The organism is Acinetobacter sp. A1 (assembly GCF_012371315.1).
Lineage (GTDB): Bacteria > Pseudomonadota > Gammaproteobacteria > Pseudomonadales > Moraxellaceae > Acinetobacter.
Genome location: NZ_JAAZQY010000005.1, coordinates 48,167 through 62,983 on the forward strand (window position 1 = coordinate 48,167; position 14,817 = coordinate 62,983).

A 14,817-nucleotide genomic window follows, 5' to 3' on the forward strand; every position below is an offset into this window, starting at 1 on the left:
TATTCAATTTAGATTATGATTCTCACAATAGTTGTAGCTCAGACCCGAGTCAATTCATGCGAGAAATCATTCTTATATCATTTTTAGGACCTGACCAACCTAATCAGTTTACTCGATTAATGCAGGTATTGTCCGCTCATTCCTTACAAATCTTAGATGTTGGCCAAGCTGTTATTCATAATCAACTGACTTTAGGTATTGTTGTTGCATCAGAAGACCAGACTGCAACTGCTTTAGCCATGAAGGAGATTCTGATTTTAGCACATGATATTGGCTTAACAGTGCGTTTTAAACCAATCTCTGCAACCGAATATGAGCAATGGGTAAACGAAGGTGGCCGCACCCGTTATATCGTAACGGCACTGGCACCCGAGCTAAATGCCTCACATTTGCAGGCTGTCACGCATATTGTGTCTAGTCAGGGCTTTAATATTGAAACAGTGACGCGTTTGTCGGGTCGTCCACAGCTCAATGCATCTGTAGATGAACCTAAACGTGCCTGTGTGCAGTTTGGTTTAAGTGGGCAAATGCTCGATGCTGTGGCTATGCGTGCCGCGTGTTTAAGCTTGTCGAATGAACTGAGTGTGGATGTTGCCGTTCAAGAAGACAATGCCTACCGCCGTAACCGCCGTTTGGTTTGTTTTGATATGGACTCGACTCTGATTGAGCAGGAAGTGATTGATGAGTTGGCTATTGAAGCAGGTGTAGGCGATCAGGTAGCTGAAATTACCGAACGTGCCATGCAGGGTGAATTGGATTTTCAGCAAAGTTTCCGTGCCCGTGTGGCATTGCTGAAAGGCTTAGATGCTGCAGTGTTACCTAAAATTGCAGAGCGACTTACAGTCACTGAAGGTGCCGAGCGTTTAATTTCAACGCTGAAATCCTTGGGTTATCGCACTGCAATTTTGTCGGGTGGTTTCCAGTATTTTGCAGAATACCTACAGGAAAAACTAGGGATTGATGAAGTACATGCCAACATTTTAGATGTGGAAAATGGCGTGGTAACGGGTGAGGTTAAAGGCCATATTGTCGATGGGGCACGTAAGGCATTATTACTGCGTGAACTGGCAGAAAAAATGGGTATTTCTTTAGAGCAAGCCATTGCTGTGGGGGATGGTGCCAACGACTTGCCAATGCTTTCCATTGCAGGTTTAGGTGTAGCATTCCGTGCTAAACCTTTGGTGCGTCAGAATGCCAATCAAGCCATTTCTAGTGTTGGATTAGATGGTGTGCTGTACTTATTGGGTGTGCATGACAAAGATTTGAACCGCGCCTAATATGACAAATCAATGAAAAAAACGCGGCAGTCATGCTGCGTTTTTTGTTTGTATAATCAGCAGATAACGATAAACGGTAAGGAAAAACTGCCGATAAAAACAACAACAAGATCGAATCAAAAAAAATTTTTTTAGGGCAAAAATATAAGGTGTTTTTTTGTAATGACACGCGAATAAAGAGCCTGCTTCACTTCCCGAAAACTACCAAATTAAAAAAATGTAATGACAATATAATATTGCGACAAGGTGTGTCGCTTTATGAAAATACAAGTCTTTTTTTATCGAAAAAACGCAGCATAATGCATGCATAGAATTTAAATCGACATCCATTATTTATTTAAACGGTATTTGAAGTCGCAGACCAATTTAAAAAATGAGGCTGCATCTTTAGACGGAGGTTTTTATGGTAACAGCGAATTTAGCGACCATTGTTGGCTTAAGCCTAGTCGCAGCTGCGTTGATTGCTGTTTTCTTTTCGCCTTATCGTCGCTGGTTAAACTTTATGTTGGCAGGTATGGTTTTTTGGGGCTTGTTAGAAGTGGTACGCTACAGTGTACAACGTGTGTTTGAGCTGCCAATTACCTATAGTTATCTGTCTGCAATTTGCTTGGCGATGGCATTGGTAACTTTATTATTATTACGAGAAGATCGACGCGCAGAACGTGCTTTGGCAAAACGCCGCTATATTGAACATACCCCAGTGTATGAAGATGATCAGCAGCAATGCTCAAGCCGTTAATTAAAATAGATCCTTGATTTAAAAAAGATGCAACAGGTTTGCATCTTTTTTAGTTTATAAACACGGCTAACTCACCCATAAAGTGTGCGACAAAAGTTTAACATCCAGCTTAAGATTGTTATACAAAGCCTTGCGGTAAAAAGCAGGAGTTGTGATAGGATGATGCGATCAACTCTCCAACAATTACAATAGGCTTCACAGTCATGAAACTTTCTGCAATTCCTGTGGTCAAACTTCCTTTAGTTGATGTCAGTACCGATCCACTTGACCTTTTAGTGGCAGGTTTGGCATTACGCATGAAACAGCTGGCACGTACCAGTCCAAAATTTATTGAGTTGGTGCATGAGCGTCAGTTCCGTATTCAAATTGGTACAGATTTGGGCATGGCGCGTCAAATTATTGTCAACAATGGTCATATTGATACGGTTGCTGGCGATGCAGAAAAAGCGGATTTTGTGTTGCAGTTTGCAGACAGCGAGCAAGGGGTAAAAACCTTGATGAAAGGTGACCCAACTGCGTTTATGACTGGTATGCAAAATGGCAGCATTAAAATGGAAGGTGATTTTGGCTTGTTGGTCTGGTTTAACCAAGCAGCGAAATTAATTCCGCCTAAATTGCCAAAACCTGTAAAAGAAAAAATTAAATTAGCACGTCAGTTTATTAAACAAAAAACAGGCAAATAAGTTGCCATGATGTGAAAAAACCTCTGATCAGTTTTGACAGAGGTTTTTTAATGCACTTTATTCTACTTCTAAACAGAAAGTCACTGGCCCATCATTTACCAGATGTACTTTCATATCGGCAGCAAAAATACCCGTTTCTACTTGATCAAACTGGCTTTTGGCATAGTCCACCAATTGTTCGTAGAGCTCTTGAGCGGCTTGTGGGGGCATAGCAGGGCCAAAATCAGGACGTAAACCTTTTTGGGTCTGTGCCATGAGGGTAAATTGTGAAACCAATAACACACCGCCATTGGCCTGACTGACATTCCAGCCCATTTTGCCTTGTTCATCATCAAAAAAACGATATTTCAGAATTTTATCAATCAGCTTTTTGCCTTTTTCAAAATTATCGTCTTTGCCTAAACCTAAGAACACCAAAATACCCTGTTGAATCTCGCCAGTGATTTTGCCATCGACCACGACTTTAGCTTCAAGAACCCGTTGTAATAATGCACGCATACTCAGTATTAATCTAAGTGAAGAGATGGCGAGATTCTAACAAATTCATGCCCGCTGGCGTGATTAAAGATCAGCTTACTCCAAGTAACTAAGCGATAAACCCACCGAAAATGAAACAGGAATGGAGCCGTACGGTGCAGCAAAGTTGTAACAAGATTGTCGATAAAAGCCCTTTTTTGCTGAAAAAATTATGCTTTAATGCAAGAAGGATCGCGAAATGATGAGCACTATGACCCCAATTATTCAATCTTTGCTTGATACAGATTTGTATAAATTCACCATGTTACAGGTGGTACTGCATAAGTTTCCGCAAACGCACAGTGTTTATCAGTTTCGCTGCCGTAATCTTGAAGATACTGCCTATCCACTGACCGATATTTTAGATGAACTAAATGAACAGCTAGATCACTTGTGTCAGCTGAAATTTAAAGAAGATGAATTGCAGTATTTGCGCAATTTACGCTTTATTAAAAGTGATTTTGTCGATTATTTAGAACTGTTCCAGCTCAAACGCCGTTTTATTCAGGCTAGTATTGATGCACAGGGCCGCTTGGACATTCGGGTGGAAGGCCCAATGGTACAAGCCATGATGTTTGAAATTTTTGTGCTGGCCATTGTGAATGAACTGTATTTCCAGCGAATTCGCACAGATGAGGTCTGGGCAGAAGGCGAGCGACGTTTACAGCAAAAAATTGCCCTGATTCAGGACTATCAACAGCAGCAACAACCTGAAGACCCGCCATTTTTAGTGTCAGATTTTGGTACGCGTCGTCGTTATAGCTTTGCTTGGCAAAAGCATGTGGTAGCAGCTTTTCATCAAGCTGTACCCGATGTATTCCGTGGCACCAGTAATGTTCTGTTAGCCAAAGAATTAGGTATTACGCCTATTGGTACCATGGCACATGAATTTTTACAGGCTTTTCAGGCATTGGATGTGCGTCTGCGCGATTTCCAAAAAGCTGCGTTGGAAACTTGGGTGCAGGAATATCGGGGTGATTTAGGTATTGCCCTGACCGATGTTGTGGGAATGGATGCTTTCCTGCGTGATTTTGACCTATATTTTGCCAAGTTATTTGATGGTTTGCGACATGACAGTGGCGACCCGTATGCGTGGGGCGATAAAGCCTATGCACATTATAAAAAGCTGAAAATTGACAGCAAAACTAAAATGCTGACCTTTAGTGATGGATTGAATGTTGAAAAAGCATGGGCCTTGCATCAGTACTTTAAAGACCGTTTTCAGGTCAGTTTTGGGATTGGTACCAATTTGACCAATGACATGGGGCAAACGGCACTGAATATTGTGTTGAAGCTAGTCGAGTGTAATGGTCAGTCGGTGGCGAAATTGTCAGATAGTCCTGGTAAAACCATGACCGATAATGACACCTTCTTGGCATATTTGCGTCAAGTTTTTGATATTCAAGCACCAGTTTAAAGACCAACAAACCTATAAAAACTGAAAAAAGACCGAAGAAAATCTTCGGTTTTTTTCTAGATTAAAGCATGTGATTGTTAAAATTCTGAGAAAGTTATGAAAAAAACAGTATGCGCCCAAAAATGACCTATACTAAGTTAAAGTGGATTGCCAACCAGACTGAACAGCATAAAAATGAACGCTTCACCATTCGATTTTGGACTGCTGATTGAAGCAGAAGATTTAGTCCCCGTTTTAGGACATGACAAATTACGCATTGTCGATTTAAGCCGTAATTCGGTGTATGAGCAATTGCATCTGCCGCATGCCTTACAGGTCAAACCGAGCATGCTGTTACGTCAGGATGAAGATACTTCGGGTCTATTGCCAGAACCTGAAGCCTTACAGGATTTGATTCAGTATTTGAATATCTCGCCTGAGCATCATGTGGTGGCTTATGATGATGAAGGCGGTGCATGGGCTGGGCGTTTGATCTGGAACTTGCACTGTTTAGGCTTTGAAAATACCAGTTTGCTCAATGGCGGTATTCATGCTTGGTTGGCCGCAGGTTTTCCGACCACTTCTGAAGTTGAATCACTGAAACCTGTCAGTACACTTGCTCCTGTTGTAGCGCAAAATCAGTATCGTATTCAATATGATGAGCTATTAGAAAAGTGCCAAAACCAGTCTGTTCAACTGTGGGATTGCCGTACTGTAGATGAATATACAGGGCTGCGTTTGGCTGCACGACGCGGTGGTCACATACCAGGGGCATTGCATTTTGAATGGAGTACTGCCCTTAATCGTGAAAATCATTTAAAATTGCACCCCTTAGAACGCACACGACAGCGTCTGGAACAACTCGGATTCAATCTCAATGAACCTGTAGTGGTGTATTGTCAGTCACATCACCGTTCAGGTCTGGCCTATATTTTAGGAAGATTACTGGGTTGGCAAATTCAGGCCTACGATGGTGCGTGGAGTGAATGGGGCAACCGCCCTGACAGTCCTGTTATTACTGGAGAGTTGCCGTCTTGAGCCTCACATCACGTTTAAAAAAACAAATTTTCATTCAGGCACAGCGCGTTGTGCCACAACATCAATTATCACGTGTTGTAGGTAAACTTGCAGCTAGCGAGCATCCTGTACTGAAAAATGCGGTTATTACGGCATTTAAAGCCCAGTATGGCATTGATATGTCATTGGCAGAGCAAAGCAATGCCTTGAAATATAAATCTTTTAATGAATTTTTCACCCGTTCTTTAAAGCAGGGCGTACGTGAAATTGACAGCAATCCGAGCAGCATTGTATCGCCTGCAGATGGTGCAATTTCGCAATTGGGTAAAATTGAAGATGGCGCTATTTTTCAAGCCAAAGGCCAGCAATTTACTGTTGAAAATTTAATTGCCGACCCGCAACTGGCAGAACCATTTAAAAATGGTCAGTTTGCCACGGTATATTTATCTCCGAGAGATTATCACCGCGTGCATATGCCGTTTGCAGGCACACTGACTGAAACTCTTTATGTGCCAGGTGAGCTATTTTCGGTGAACCAAACCACAGCAGAAAATATTCCAGGTTTATTTGCCCGCAATGAGCGTATGGTGTGTTTGTTTGATACCGAACTGGGTCGTATGGCGGTTGTTTTGGTGGGTGCGATGATTGTAGCGGGTATTGAAACCGTAGCTACAGGCAAGGTGAAACCATCGGGGCGTTTAGAACTGAATCAACACCAATTGTTCCTTGAAAAGGGTGCAGAATTGGGACGTTTTTATTTGGGTTCAACGGCAATTGTTTTATTTGAAGAAAATAAAATGCAGTGGGATGCTGAATTCCAAGCCAATTCGGTGGTGGAAATGGGTAAAGCCTTGGGGCATACCGTTACCGCAGTATAATTTTATGGGTTGAGAAATAAAAAACGCCAAATTGATTTGGCGTTTTTTTGATTTCAATGAGCAGGATATTTTTAAACTTGAACTTAAGTCACATGGTATAAACGTTCTTTCGGGAACACGACTTTAAAGGTAGAGCCTTGATTTTCTTTAGATTCTACTTCCAAGTGTGCGTTGTGCTGCATTAAAACGTGCTTCACAATTGCTAAGCCTAAACCTGTGCCGCCAGTTTGTCGGCTGCGTGCGCTGTCTACACGGTAAAAGCGCTCGGTCAGACGTGGTAAATGTTTAGGATCAATCCCGATGCCTGTATCTTCCACAGTAAAATAGCCTTGATTGCCATCATCATGCCAGCCAATGGTAACGGTACCGCCTTTCGGGGTGTATTTAATGGCATTAGTAATCAGGTTACTAAAGGCACTGGCCAGTTCTACATCTGAACCGATTAAATCATAATGACTGTCAATATTTAAGTTGAGGGTATGACCATAATCGACATTATAGGCATGCGCATCATCAAATAATTGATTCATTAAACTTGGCATTTCAATGATTTGATTTTTGGCGATGGTTTTTTCATTTTCCAAGCGAGATAATAAAAGCAGGTCATTCACCAACGCATTCATGCGGCGGGTTTGTGACTGCATTTGCTCGAAAGCACGTTTCCAGCGTGGGTTAATCTCTTCTTGATCGGTAAAGGTTTCAATATAGCCACTGAGTACGGTCAGCGGGGTGCGCAATTCGTGTGAAATGTTATCGACAAAGTCTTTACGCATTTGCTCAAGGTTATGCATACGGGTCATGTCGTAGGCAAATAACAAACGGCTATCTCCACCAAATTGGGTCATTTTAACCTGTACGTATTGCCCTTCGCATACGGTCGATTTCATCTTTAAGCCATCGGGTGCTTGGTCAATATGGTTAAAATATTCAATAAAATTCGGTTGGCGCAAAATAGTCAGAATATTGCGTCCACGGTCTAAGGGCTGAATACCTAAAAGTTTTTCTGCGGCAGGGTTCCACCATTCAATTTGGTGATTTTCATCAATCAGCATGACAGCTTCATCTAATGCCACTAGAGATGACTGTGCGCGGTCAATCAGCCCGACCATTTCGGCCTGAACAATACGTTCCTGACGTTGTGAGCGATAAACATTGAATAACAATGCCCCCCAAATGCCGTGCAGATTGGGCGGCACATCATAGGGACGATTAGAAATCCAGTCGTTGACTAAGTATAAAGAGCGCATTTGCTGAAGAAAAAACAGCAAAAAGGCGATGCTAATACAAATCCAAAAATACCCAATCCCAAATCCAATCAAACTTGCAATAATGAGAAAAAAGGCCAGTAAACGAAAGTCTTGTTTGGCAAAAGTCCATAAACTGCTGTAACGAACTTGTTTGAGGTCACGGGCGAGTTCAGGGACTGGGTAAGGTTCGTACATAAAATAATTTTAGCCTAAAGCAACATCCGCACGCGTCGAGAAGCGATAACCTGTACCACGTACCGTTTGCACAAAACGGTCTACACCATACGGTTCCAAGACTTTACGTAAACGACGAATATGCACATCAATAGTTCGGTCTTCAATATATACATTGCCGCCCCAGACTTGGTCAAGCAATTGTGCACGGGTATAGGCACGTTCAGGATGGGTCATAAAGAACGCAAGTAAGCGATATTCAGTTGGCCCCATTTCTAAAATATTGTCACCAAAACTCACCCGCTGGCTAACTGGGTCTAGAATTAAACCGTTGGCATCAATGGTTTTTTCACCGCTTAGGGCATTGGCACGACGTAATACCGCTTTAATACGCGACACCAGTTCACGGGTCGAGAAAGGCTTGGTCATGTAGTCATCTGCGCCTGCATCTAGCCCTTGAACCTTGTGGTCTTCTTCGCCACGTGCAGTCAGCATAATCACTGGAATTTCTGCAAGGTTATCGTCACGTTTTAGGCGACGGCACAAGTCTACACCGCTGACACCGCCTGGCATCATCCAATCAAGCAAGATAAGCGCTGGACGTTGATCGACAATCATTTGATGCGCTTGTTTTGCATCTTCTGCCTGTAAGCACTGAAAGCCTGCCATATCTAAAGAGGTATGGATCATTTCCCGAATTGGGAGTTCGTCATCGACGATTAAAATGTAGTCATCTTTCACAACGCAATATCCTATAGATGTTAACGGTGGACCGTTTTATTTATGACAGGCTTATTACAAAGATTAATTATGACAGTATCATTGCAGAAAGGGGTAAACAGGCTATTTTTGCAATAATTTGTGACAAACTAGTGTCGATTTGATGAAATATCTGCAGATATTCAGTCAAAGTAAAATAATGAAATTAAAAAATATTATGAATATTTTTCAGTTTTATGACAGATTGCTGGAATCTTTATCAAGCACTTGCTCTTTGTCTGAAAAGGTTTGAAGCAGTGATAAAAATACAATGCGGCAAGACGACAAAACATCTTCCATCGATTGTTTAAAATCACTCATGACCCAGCGAATCGCAATTTGGGTGACATAGCCATTTAAGCCTGTGGCAACCAAGGAAATTTCACGGTTAGGGCGGTCTAAATGCGGCATCATCAACATCACAAAGGCCTGAATCATACGGTCAAAACGTGACATGGTTTCGTGAATAGTGGCCTGATTATGCAGTTCCTGTACCAACATGGCATCTATATAAATAATACGTGCCATTTGTGGGTTGTTTTTTAGGGTGGTCAGCAAGGCGGTCAGGCCTGCATCAATCATTTTTTTCGGGTCGGTGGATGCCTGCATAATGGCTTGCATGACATTTTGCTGCAATTCATCAATCAGTTTTAAAAAAATAGTCTGAAATAGTTCTTCGCTTTTTTTAAAGGATTCGTAAAAGTAACGCTCGGTCAGTTTGGCTTCGGTACAAATATCTTTGACAGTCACGGCAAAAAAACCATGCGTACCATAGGCCTGAATACCCGCTTCAATCAGTTTTTCCCGACGTGCCTGTTTGCGTTCAGTTAAAGACAGACCTTTAAACTGACGTTCTTTTTGTTGTTTTTGGGGCTGTTGTTGTGTGTCTGCGTGGATGGGCAGTTGTTCTGTCATCTTCACCTGAGCCAAATAAATTCGTTAATGGGTTTTATATTAGCAATAATTATCTGTTAAACCTATGTTTTCATATTTGTTTGCGATATTCGTTTTGACTTATATTGACAATAGTTATTGTCAAAATTATATTGAAAGCGATATAACTGCACAGCCCTACAGAAAAACAAGCAGGTCTGAACTGTGCAGGCAACACACTCAAGGAAACCACATGAAAAATTTTAAAAATAAAGTTGCCGCAATTACAGGTGCAGGCTCGGGGATTGGACAGCAACTGGCAGTGCTTTTGGCACAGCAAGGCTGTCATTTATCGCTTAGTGATGTGAATGAACAAGGTTTGGCCCAAACGGTAGACTTGTTAAAAAACAGCAATGTGCGTGTGACCATTAAAAAGGTAGATGTGTCTCAGCTGGAGCAAATGCGTGCTTGGGCGGCAGAAACTGTACAAGATCACGGCTCGGTGAATATGATTTTTAATAATGCAGGCGTGGCTTTGGGTTCTACTGTAGAGGGCGCAACTTACGAAGAACTGGAGTGGATTGTTGGCATTAACTTTTGGGGCGTGGTGTATGGCACCAAAGAGTTTTTGCCTTTAATTAAACAAACGGGCGATGGCCATATTATTAATATTTCAAGTTTGTTTGGTTTAACCGCACAACCGACTCAGTCGGCCTATAACGCAACCAAATTTGCGGTGCGTGGTTTTACAGAGTCTTTGCGTCAGGAATTGGACTTGGAAAACTGCGGTGTGAGTGCATTGAGTGTACATCCAGGTGGGATTCGTACCAATATTGCCAATAACGCAAAAATGAATGACAGCATGCGCACGTTGGGTATGAATCCTGAAAAATCGGCACGTGCATTTAATAAATTATTGCGTTGTCCACCTGAAGAAGCAGCACGTCAAATTTTAGAAGCGGTACAAAAAGATAAACGCCGTTTATTGATTGGTAATGATGCGAAAAGCTTAGACTTGATTCAGCGTATTGTTCCAACGGGTTATCAAAAAGTCACAGCATGGGCAACCAAGCTGGGTAAAAAACGTAGTTAATCTAATCTAGACTAAACAAGACCATTTAGACTAAAACCTGGATGGTCTTTTTCTTCCAGACGAATTGATAATACGCGCCTTGACCGATGCACAGGCTCACAAATGCCAAGGCATAGGCATACCAAATACCTTCCAAGCCCCAGCGTTGACTAAACAAATAGGCACATGGCACTTCAATCAGCACAATGGCTAAAATATTGATGATCATGGGTACAGTGACTGTGCCACTGGCACGCATAATTGAGGCAAAAATTGCACTGGCACCAAAGAATACAATGGCCCACAACACAATAAATAACAGTTGTTGACCTAGCACCACCACCGCAGGGTCGGTAATAAACAGCGCCATCAGATATTTAGAAAACAAATAGCCTAAACTGACTAAAATACCGGTAATCACCAGATTCATTCCTAAGGCGGTGCGGGTCACTTTGGCCAGTAGTTCGGCTTTACCTGCACCAATCGCTTGTGCAGCAAAAATAGAAGCGGCAATGGCAATAGACAGTGCAGGGAACTGAATGTAATTCAACACCTGATTGACCGCACCATAGGCTGCTGTGGCTTCTGCGCCATGCCGATTAACCAACCCCACAATCACCAAACCTGCCATAGACGTGGTGACCATTTGTAAGCCTGTCGGAATGCCTAAGCGTAAAATGACTTTGCTTAAATGGGGTTGATGCCGAATTTGGCGAAACAAGTGCCAATCTAGTTTGAGTGGATGATCTTTTTTATTTAAATAAATCACCAAGAAAATTAAAACAGCCAGATAACCTAAAATGGTGGCAATGGCCGGTGCAATAATGCCCAAACGTGGAAAGCCAAAATAGCCTGCAATCAGTACAGGTGTAATCACGACGCCCATGAGACTGGTCAAACTCAATGCAATCAATGGCGTTAGACTGTCGCCCACACCACGTAAAATAGAGGTATAGATAATATAAACAAATAGCAGCGGACTGCCTGCCAGCATCCATTGCACATAAGGTACTGAAAGATGCATCACTTTCGGGTCAGTGCCAAGTAATAGTAGAATTTGCTTGGCAAAAATTACGCCCAAGCAGGCAATGACACTGCCCCCAATTAGGGTCATAAATAAGGTCGAACCCACAATACAGCGTACTTTTTCAACATTTTGTGCGCCCCATGCTTGTCCGACCAATACGGTAGACCCTGCCGAGAGTCCAATCACAAAGGCCATCAGGCAAAAAATAATCGGGAAAAATACCGACACTGCAGCAATCGCATCGACCCCGAGCATTTGTCCCACAAACACAGTATTAATGGTGCCTGAGAGATTTTGCAAAATATTGGTGGCAATCAACGGCAATAGAAACACCAAAAAGGTTTTCCAAAGCTGAGGGTGATCGACCAATGCCTGAGGTCTTGCCATGCCAAATCCTGCGTTTGAACTGCGGTTGTTTTATTCACCCTAGCATGATTCGCCCCTAAAAAGCCTTAGCTTTTCAGTAACTCAGCGATGCAATTCCTGACTTAAACTGCCGATAAAATTTCCGCTGCACGTAACAGCGTCTCGGTTTTTTTGGCAAAGCAGAAACGAATTAAACGTAAGTCATCAGGCGGGCTTTGATAAAACGCAGACACAGGAATACCGACAATGCCATGTTGCTCGGCAAGGAAATGGCACATGTCTACGGCATTTAAATCAGGACGGATATTGCTGTAATCCAAATTTTGAAAATACGTGCCCTGTGCAGGACTCAACTGAAAACGTGACTGGGCAATACCATGATTAAATAAATCACGTTTGGCCTGATAAAAGCCTGCCAGCTCTGCAATATGTTCAGGATGCTGCTGCATATAGTTGGCCAGTGCCACTTGCACAGGCGTCACCCCACAGAAATTCACAAACTGATAGGCTTGGCGGAAGAGTTGCATTAAAGCAGGTGCGGCTGCACAGTAGCCTGTTTTCCAACCTGTGACATGAAAGGTTTTACCAAAAGAACCGACGACGAAACTACGTTCTCTGAGTTCAGGAAAAGACAGTGCAGAACGGTGTTGCTGATCATCAAAGACCAAATGTTCATAGACTTCATCGGACAGTACCACAATGTTATGTGCCTGAATCAGGTGAATTAACTGTTGCCACTCTTGTTCTGACCATACCGTGCCTGTGGGGTTGTGCGGTGTGTTGATAATGATCATGCGGGTTTTGGCATGAATCGCATCTTTAACCCTATTCCAGTCCACCTGAAAATGCGGAGCTTGCAATGGAATGTGCACAGCTTTTGCACCCAGCAGCTTTGCACATGGGGCATAGCTGTCATAACTCGGGTCAAAAATAATGACTTCATCGCCTGCTTGCAGCACGGTTTGCATAATGCTAAAAATGGCAAGGGTTGCCCCTGGGGTGATGGTAATTTCACTGACAGGGTCAAGCTGTAATTGATCGCGCTGCAAAAACTGCTGCGCCAGTTGTTCACGCAGTGGTAAGTAGCCATCACCTGAAGGATATTGATTGAAACCTGCATGTGTGGCGTGGCTTAATGCGTCTAGTAGTGCTGCAGGTGCAGGAAAATCTGGAAAACCCTGCGATAAATTTAAGGCATTGAGTTGTTGAGCTAAAGCCGACATACGGCTAAAAATACTGAGGCCTTGAGCAGGGAGTTTTGCGTGAATATTGAGCATAGAGAGGTTCTGATGGTGGCAGCAGTTTGCTTTACATCGTAGCGTTTTCAGGGTTGAATGCAAATGGGGATAGGGTTGGTTTTTTAGTTTTACGAGTGGTAGATAACTTTGTTAAATATCGAGAGATATAATCCCTCAAATACTAAAATGGGAGCACAATAACTCCCATTTTTAGATATTGTAAATGGAGATACTAAATTAAATTTCTTCAAATAACTCTTGGGCAAACTTTCGAGCTAAATCATCTTTTTCCTTATTTAGCTCAGGCAAATTTATAGCATACTGAATTGCTTCACGACCTGAAATTGCCATAGGCCCATAATCATCATAGTCTTCTCCAGTGTAGGCATTGTAAGCTCTGAAATCATCTTGAGTAAAATCTACGTCATAAAGTTGTGCTATATAGATGTATAGCCATGCTTCTTCATCAGTTTTGAATATTTTGTTATAAAGAAAATATTCAATCGCATCAACGTCACCACGATTACACAAGTATAGGACTTGTTTATAGACTGTTTCTGTATCTGCATCCCAATTAATTTCATTGAGATTTAGTGGTGAGTTTTGAATATAAGATTCAAAATATTCAGCTTGTTTTATATATTCTTCATACTGAGCTTTATTTTTCTTAGTTTCGTCAGAAAGGATATATTTTTGTTTATTATTGTCCCATTGGCTTCCAAAATTTGAGCCAGAGCGACCAAAAGGCGCAATCTGATTAGCTAAATATCGGTAATAAGCCCCGATTAAAGCATAGACATCTGCATTGTTTCGTTCTTTTGCATAAGAAAGTATTTTTTCAAAATGTTCTGCTATTTTTGAAAAATCAAAATATTCATCTTCAAATTCCAGATCAATTACTGGCCCATTTTCAAAATCGATATAGCTTAGCTCTTCTCTTAAACATCTAAAGTTGATGGCTTCTAAATTTAGCCATAAAAGTTCTCGATAGATAGTTTTAGAAATTGAAAAATAAAGTTGTTCTGAAATATCAACTTTTAACAGATTCTTAAGTTTTATGATAATTGTTGTAAGATGCTTGAGTAATGAACGACCTTCGTAATCATCCCAGTGCAGTTCATCTTCGTCATAATTTGAATAATCTGTTTCGGGGGGATTGTGTAATATTTCTAAAGTTAAAGCTCCAATTAATTCATGCTGATAATATTCTTCAGAATTATCATATTCAGCTAGAATTAAAAGATTTTGAGCTACAAAGGCACTATAAGTTTTATAGCCTTGGTATAACGCAATTAATTCATAAATATGTGAACGGGCAAGCTTAACAGAATATTGTTCTTGAACTTTTTTGGACAATTGAAAAGCGAATTCTTGAATAGACATAATTTTCTTTACCTTCAACTCTAAACTCTTATTCAAAGAATTTTTGGTGTCATAAGACTTTTAGCAACGCATGTTTAAATGCTAAGAACCAAACGAGTTGATACTTAAGAAAATTAAATTTCAGACATAATTTGATAACTATAAATTTATAGTTTAAATCCCTTTTTTACTC

General features: G+C 41.5%; 14 protein-coding genes. 7 read left to right on the forward strand and 7 right to left on the reverse strand.

All coding sequences use genetic code 11. The features are described 5' to 3' along the window. Positions 1–56 precede the first annotated feature (56 nt). The 3 genes from serB to HHA41_RS03125 all read left to right on the forward strand — a co-directional run bounded on the left by serB (position 57) and on the right by HHA41_RS03125 (position 2,699). Entirely contained in the window at positions 57–1,277 is a 1,221-nt protein-coding gene (gene serB, locus HHA41_RS03115) for a phosphoserine phosphatase SerB (protein WP_168417658.1), read from the forward strand. A gap of 403 nt (positions 1,278–1,680) precedes the next feature. Then, positions 1,681–2,016 (forward strand): ciprofloxacin tolerance protein AciT, encoded by a 336-nt coding sequence (gene aciT / locus HHA41_RS03120; RefSeq protein ID WP_019838067.1) that lies wholly within the window; start codon positions 1,681–1,683, stop codon positions 2,014–2,016. Positions 2,017–2,219: 203 nt separating this feature from the next. Continuing rightward, positions 2,220–2,699, forward strand: a complete 480-nt coding sequence (locus HHA41_RS03125; protein ID WP_168460472.1) for an SCP-2 sterol transfer family protein — start codon at positions 2,220–2,222, stop codon at positions 2,697–2,699. A 57-nt stretch (positions 2,700–2,756) separates the two neighbouring features. Here HHA41_RS03125 and dtd read toward each other — a convergent pair whose 3' ends face one another. Next, positions 2,757–3,197 carry a D-aminoacyl-tRNA deacylase gene (gene dtd / locus HHA41_RS03130; RefSeq protein WP_168417660.1) on the reverse strand — a complete coding sequence of 147 codons (441 nt, stop codon included), beginning with the start codon at positions 3,195–3,197 and terminating at the stop codon, positions 2,757–2,759. Positions 3,198–3,426: 229 nt separating this feature from the next. Here dtd and pncB point away from each other — a divergent pair, with 229 nt between their 5' ends. The 3 genes from pncB to asd all read left to right on the forward strand — a co-directional run bounded on the left by pncB (position 3,427) and on the right by asd (position 6,506). Beyond that, positions 3,427–4,632 (forward strand): nicotinate phosphoribosyltransferase, encoded by a 1,206-nt coding sequence (pncB, locus tag HHA41_RS03135; protein WP_168417727.1) that lies wholly within the window; start codon positions 3,427–3,429, stop codon positions 4,630–4,632. Positions 4,633–4,806: 174 nt separating this feature from the next. Next, positions 4,807–5,649, forward strand: coding sequence for a rhodanese-like domain-containing protein (locus tag HHA41_RS03140; protein ID WP_168460473.1), 843 nt, complete (start codon positions 4,807–4,809; stop codon positions 5,647–5,649). Next, the gene (asd, locus tag HHA41_RS03145) at positions 5,646–6,506 is read left to right on the forward strand and encodes an archaetidylserine decarboxylase (RefSeq protein WP_168460474.1); all 861 of its coding nucleotides are present in this window, start codon (positions 5,646–5,648) and stop codon (positions 6,504–6,506) included. Before HHA41_RS03140 ends, asd begins: the two co-directional genes overlap by 4 nt. Positions 6,507–6,589: 83 nt before the next feature. Here the strand turns inward: asd and phoR are convergent, their stop codons facing one another. From phoR to HHA41_RS03160, 3 genes are all read right to left on the reverse strand, one after another. Then, positions 6,590–7,948, reverse strand: coding sequence for a phosphate regulon sensor histidine kinase PhoR (gene phoR, locus HHA41_RS03150; protein ID WP_168417663.1), 1,359 nt, complete (start codon positions 7,946–7,948; stop codon positions 6,590–6,592). Between the two features lie 9 nt (positions 7,949–7,957). Beyond that, entirely contained in the window at positions 7,958–8,668 is a 711-nt protein-coding gene (gene phoB / locus HHA41_RS03155; RefSeq protein WP_004974162.1) for a phosphate regulon transcriptional regulator PhoB, read from the reverse strand. A 213-nt stretch (positions 8,669–8,881) separates the two neighbouring features. Next, positions 8,882–9,601 carry a TetR/AcrR family transcriptional regulator gene (locus tag HHA41_RS03160; protein WP_168417664.1) on the reverse strand — a complete coding sequence of 240 codons (720 nt, stop codon included), beginning with the start codon at positions 9,599–9,601 and terminating at the stop codon, positions 8,882–8,884. A gap of 211 nt (positions 9,602–9,812) precedes the next feature. Here HHA41_RS03160 and HHA41_RS03165 point away from each other — a divergent pair, with 211 nt between their 5' ends. Then, the gene (locus HHA41_RS03165; RefSeq protein WP_168417665.1) at positions 9,813–10,652 is read left to right on the forward strand and encodes an SDR family NAD(P)-dependent oxidoreductase; all 840 of its coding nucleotides are present in this window, start codon (positions 9,813–9,815) and stop codon (positions 10,650–10,652) included. 25 nt (positions 10,653–10,677) lie between these two features. On the opposite strand, the gene HHA41_RS03170 is transcribed toward HHA41_RS03165, so the two are convergent. From HHA41_RS03170 to HHA41_RS03180, 3 genes are all read right to left on the reverse strand, one after another. Further along, positions 10,678–12,045, reverse strand: a complete 1,368-nt coding sequence (locus HHA41_RS03170; RefSeq protein ID WP_168417666.1) for an MATE family efflux transporter — start codon at positions 12,043–12,045, stop codon at positions 10,678–10,680. A gap of 101 nt (positions 12,046–12,146) precedes the next feature. Next, the gene (locus tag HHA41_RS03175) at positions 12,147–13,301 is read right to left on the reverse strand and encodes a methionine aminotransferase (RefSeq protein ID WP_168460475.1); all 1,155 of its coding nucleotides are present in this window, start codon (positions 13,299–13,301) and stop codon (positions 12,147–12,149) included. A gap of 198 nt (positions 13,302–13,499) precedes the next feature. Next, positions 13,500–14,645 carry a hypothetical protein gene (locus HHA41_RS03180; RefSeq protein WP_171525217.1) on the reverse strand — a complete coding sequence of 382 codons (1,146 nt, stop codon included), beginning with the start codon at positions 14,643–14,645 and terminating at the stop codon, positions 13,500–13,502. Positions 14,646–14,817: the final 172 nt, after the last annotated feature.

What these genes read in the sequence shown, in the direction of transcription:
- serB (WP_168417658.1), top strand. Translation starts at nt 57, where the DNA reads ATGCGAGAAATCATTCTTATATCATTTTTAGGACCTGACCAACCTAAT.
- aciT (WP_019838067.1), top strand. Translation starts at nt 1,681, where the DNA reads ATGGTAACAGCGAATTTAGCGACCATTGTTGGCTTAAGCCTAGTCGCA.
- HHA41_RS03125 (WP_168460472.1), top strand. Translation starts at nt 2,220, where the DNA reads ATGAAACTTTCTGCAATTCCTGTGGTCAAACTTCCTTTAGTTGATGTC.
- dtd (WP_168417660.1), bottom strand. Translation starts at nt 3,197, where the DNA reads ATGCGTGCATTATTACAACGGGTTCTTGAAGCTAAAGTCGTGGTCGAT.
- pncB (WP_168417727.1), top strand. Translation starts at nt 3,427, where the DNA reads ATGACCCCAATTATTCAATCTTTGCTTGATACAGATTTGTATAAATTC.
- HHA41_RS03140 (WP_168460473.1), top strand. Translation starts at nt 4,807, where the DNA reads ATGAACGCTTCACCATTCGATTTTGGACTGCTGATTGAAGCAGAAGAT.
- phoR (WP_168417663.1), bottom strand. Translation starts at nt 7,948, where the DNA reads ATGTACGAACCTTACCCAGTCCCTGAACTCGCCCGTGACCTCAAACAA.
- HHA41_RS03160 (WP_168417664.1), bottom strand. Translation starts at nt 9,601, where the DNA reads ATGACAGAACAACTGCCCATCCACGCAGACACACAACAACAGCCCCAA.
- HHA41_RS03165 (WP_168417665.1), top strand. Translation starts at nt 9,813, where the DNA reads ATGAAAAATTTTAAAAATAAAGTTGCCGCAATTACAGGTGCAGGCTCG.
- HHA41_RS03170 (WP_168417666.1), bottom strand. Translation starts at nt 12,045, where the DNA reads ATGGCAAGACCTCAGGCATTGGTCGATCACCCTCAGCTTTGGAAAACC.
- HHA41_RS03175 (WP_168460475.1), bottom strand. Translation starts at nt 13,301, where the DNA reads ATGCTCAATATTCACGCAAAACTCCCTGCTCAAGGCCTCAGTATTTTT.
- HHA41_RS03180 (WP_171525217.1), bottom strand. Translation starts at nt 14,645, where the DNA reads ATGTCTATTCAAGAATTCGCTTTTCAATTGTCCAAAAAAGTTCAAGAA.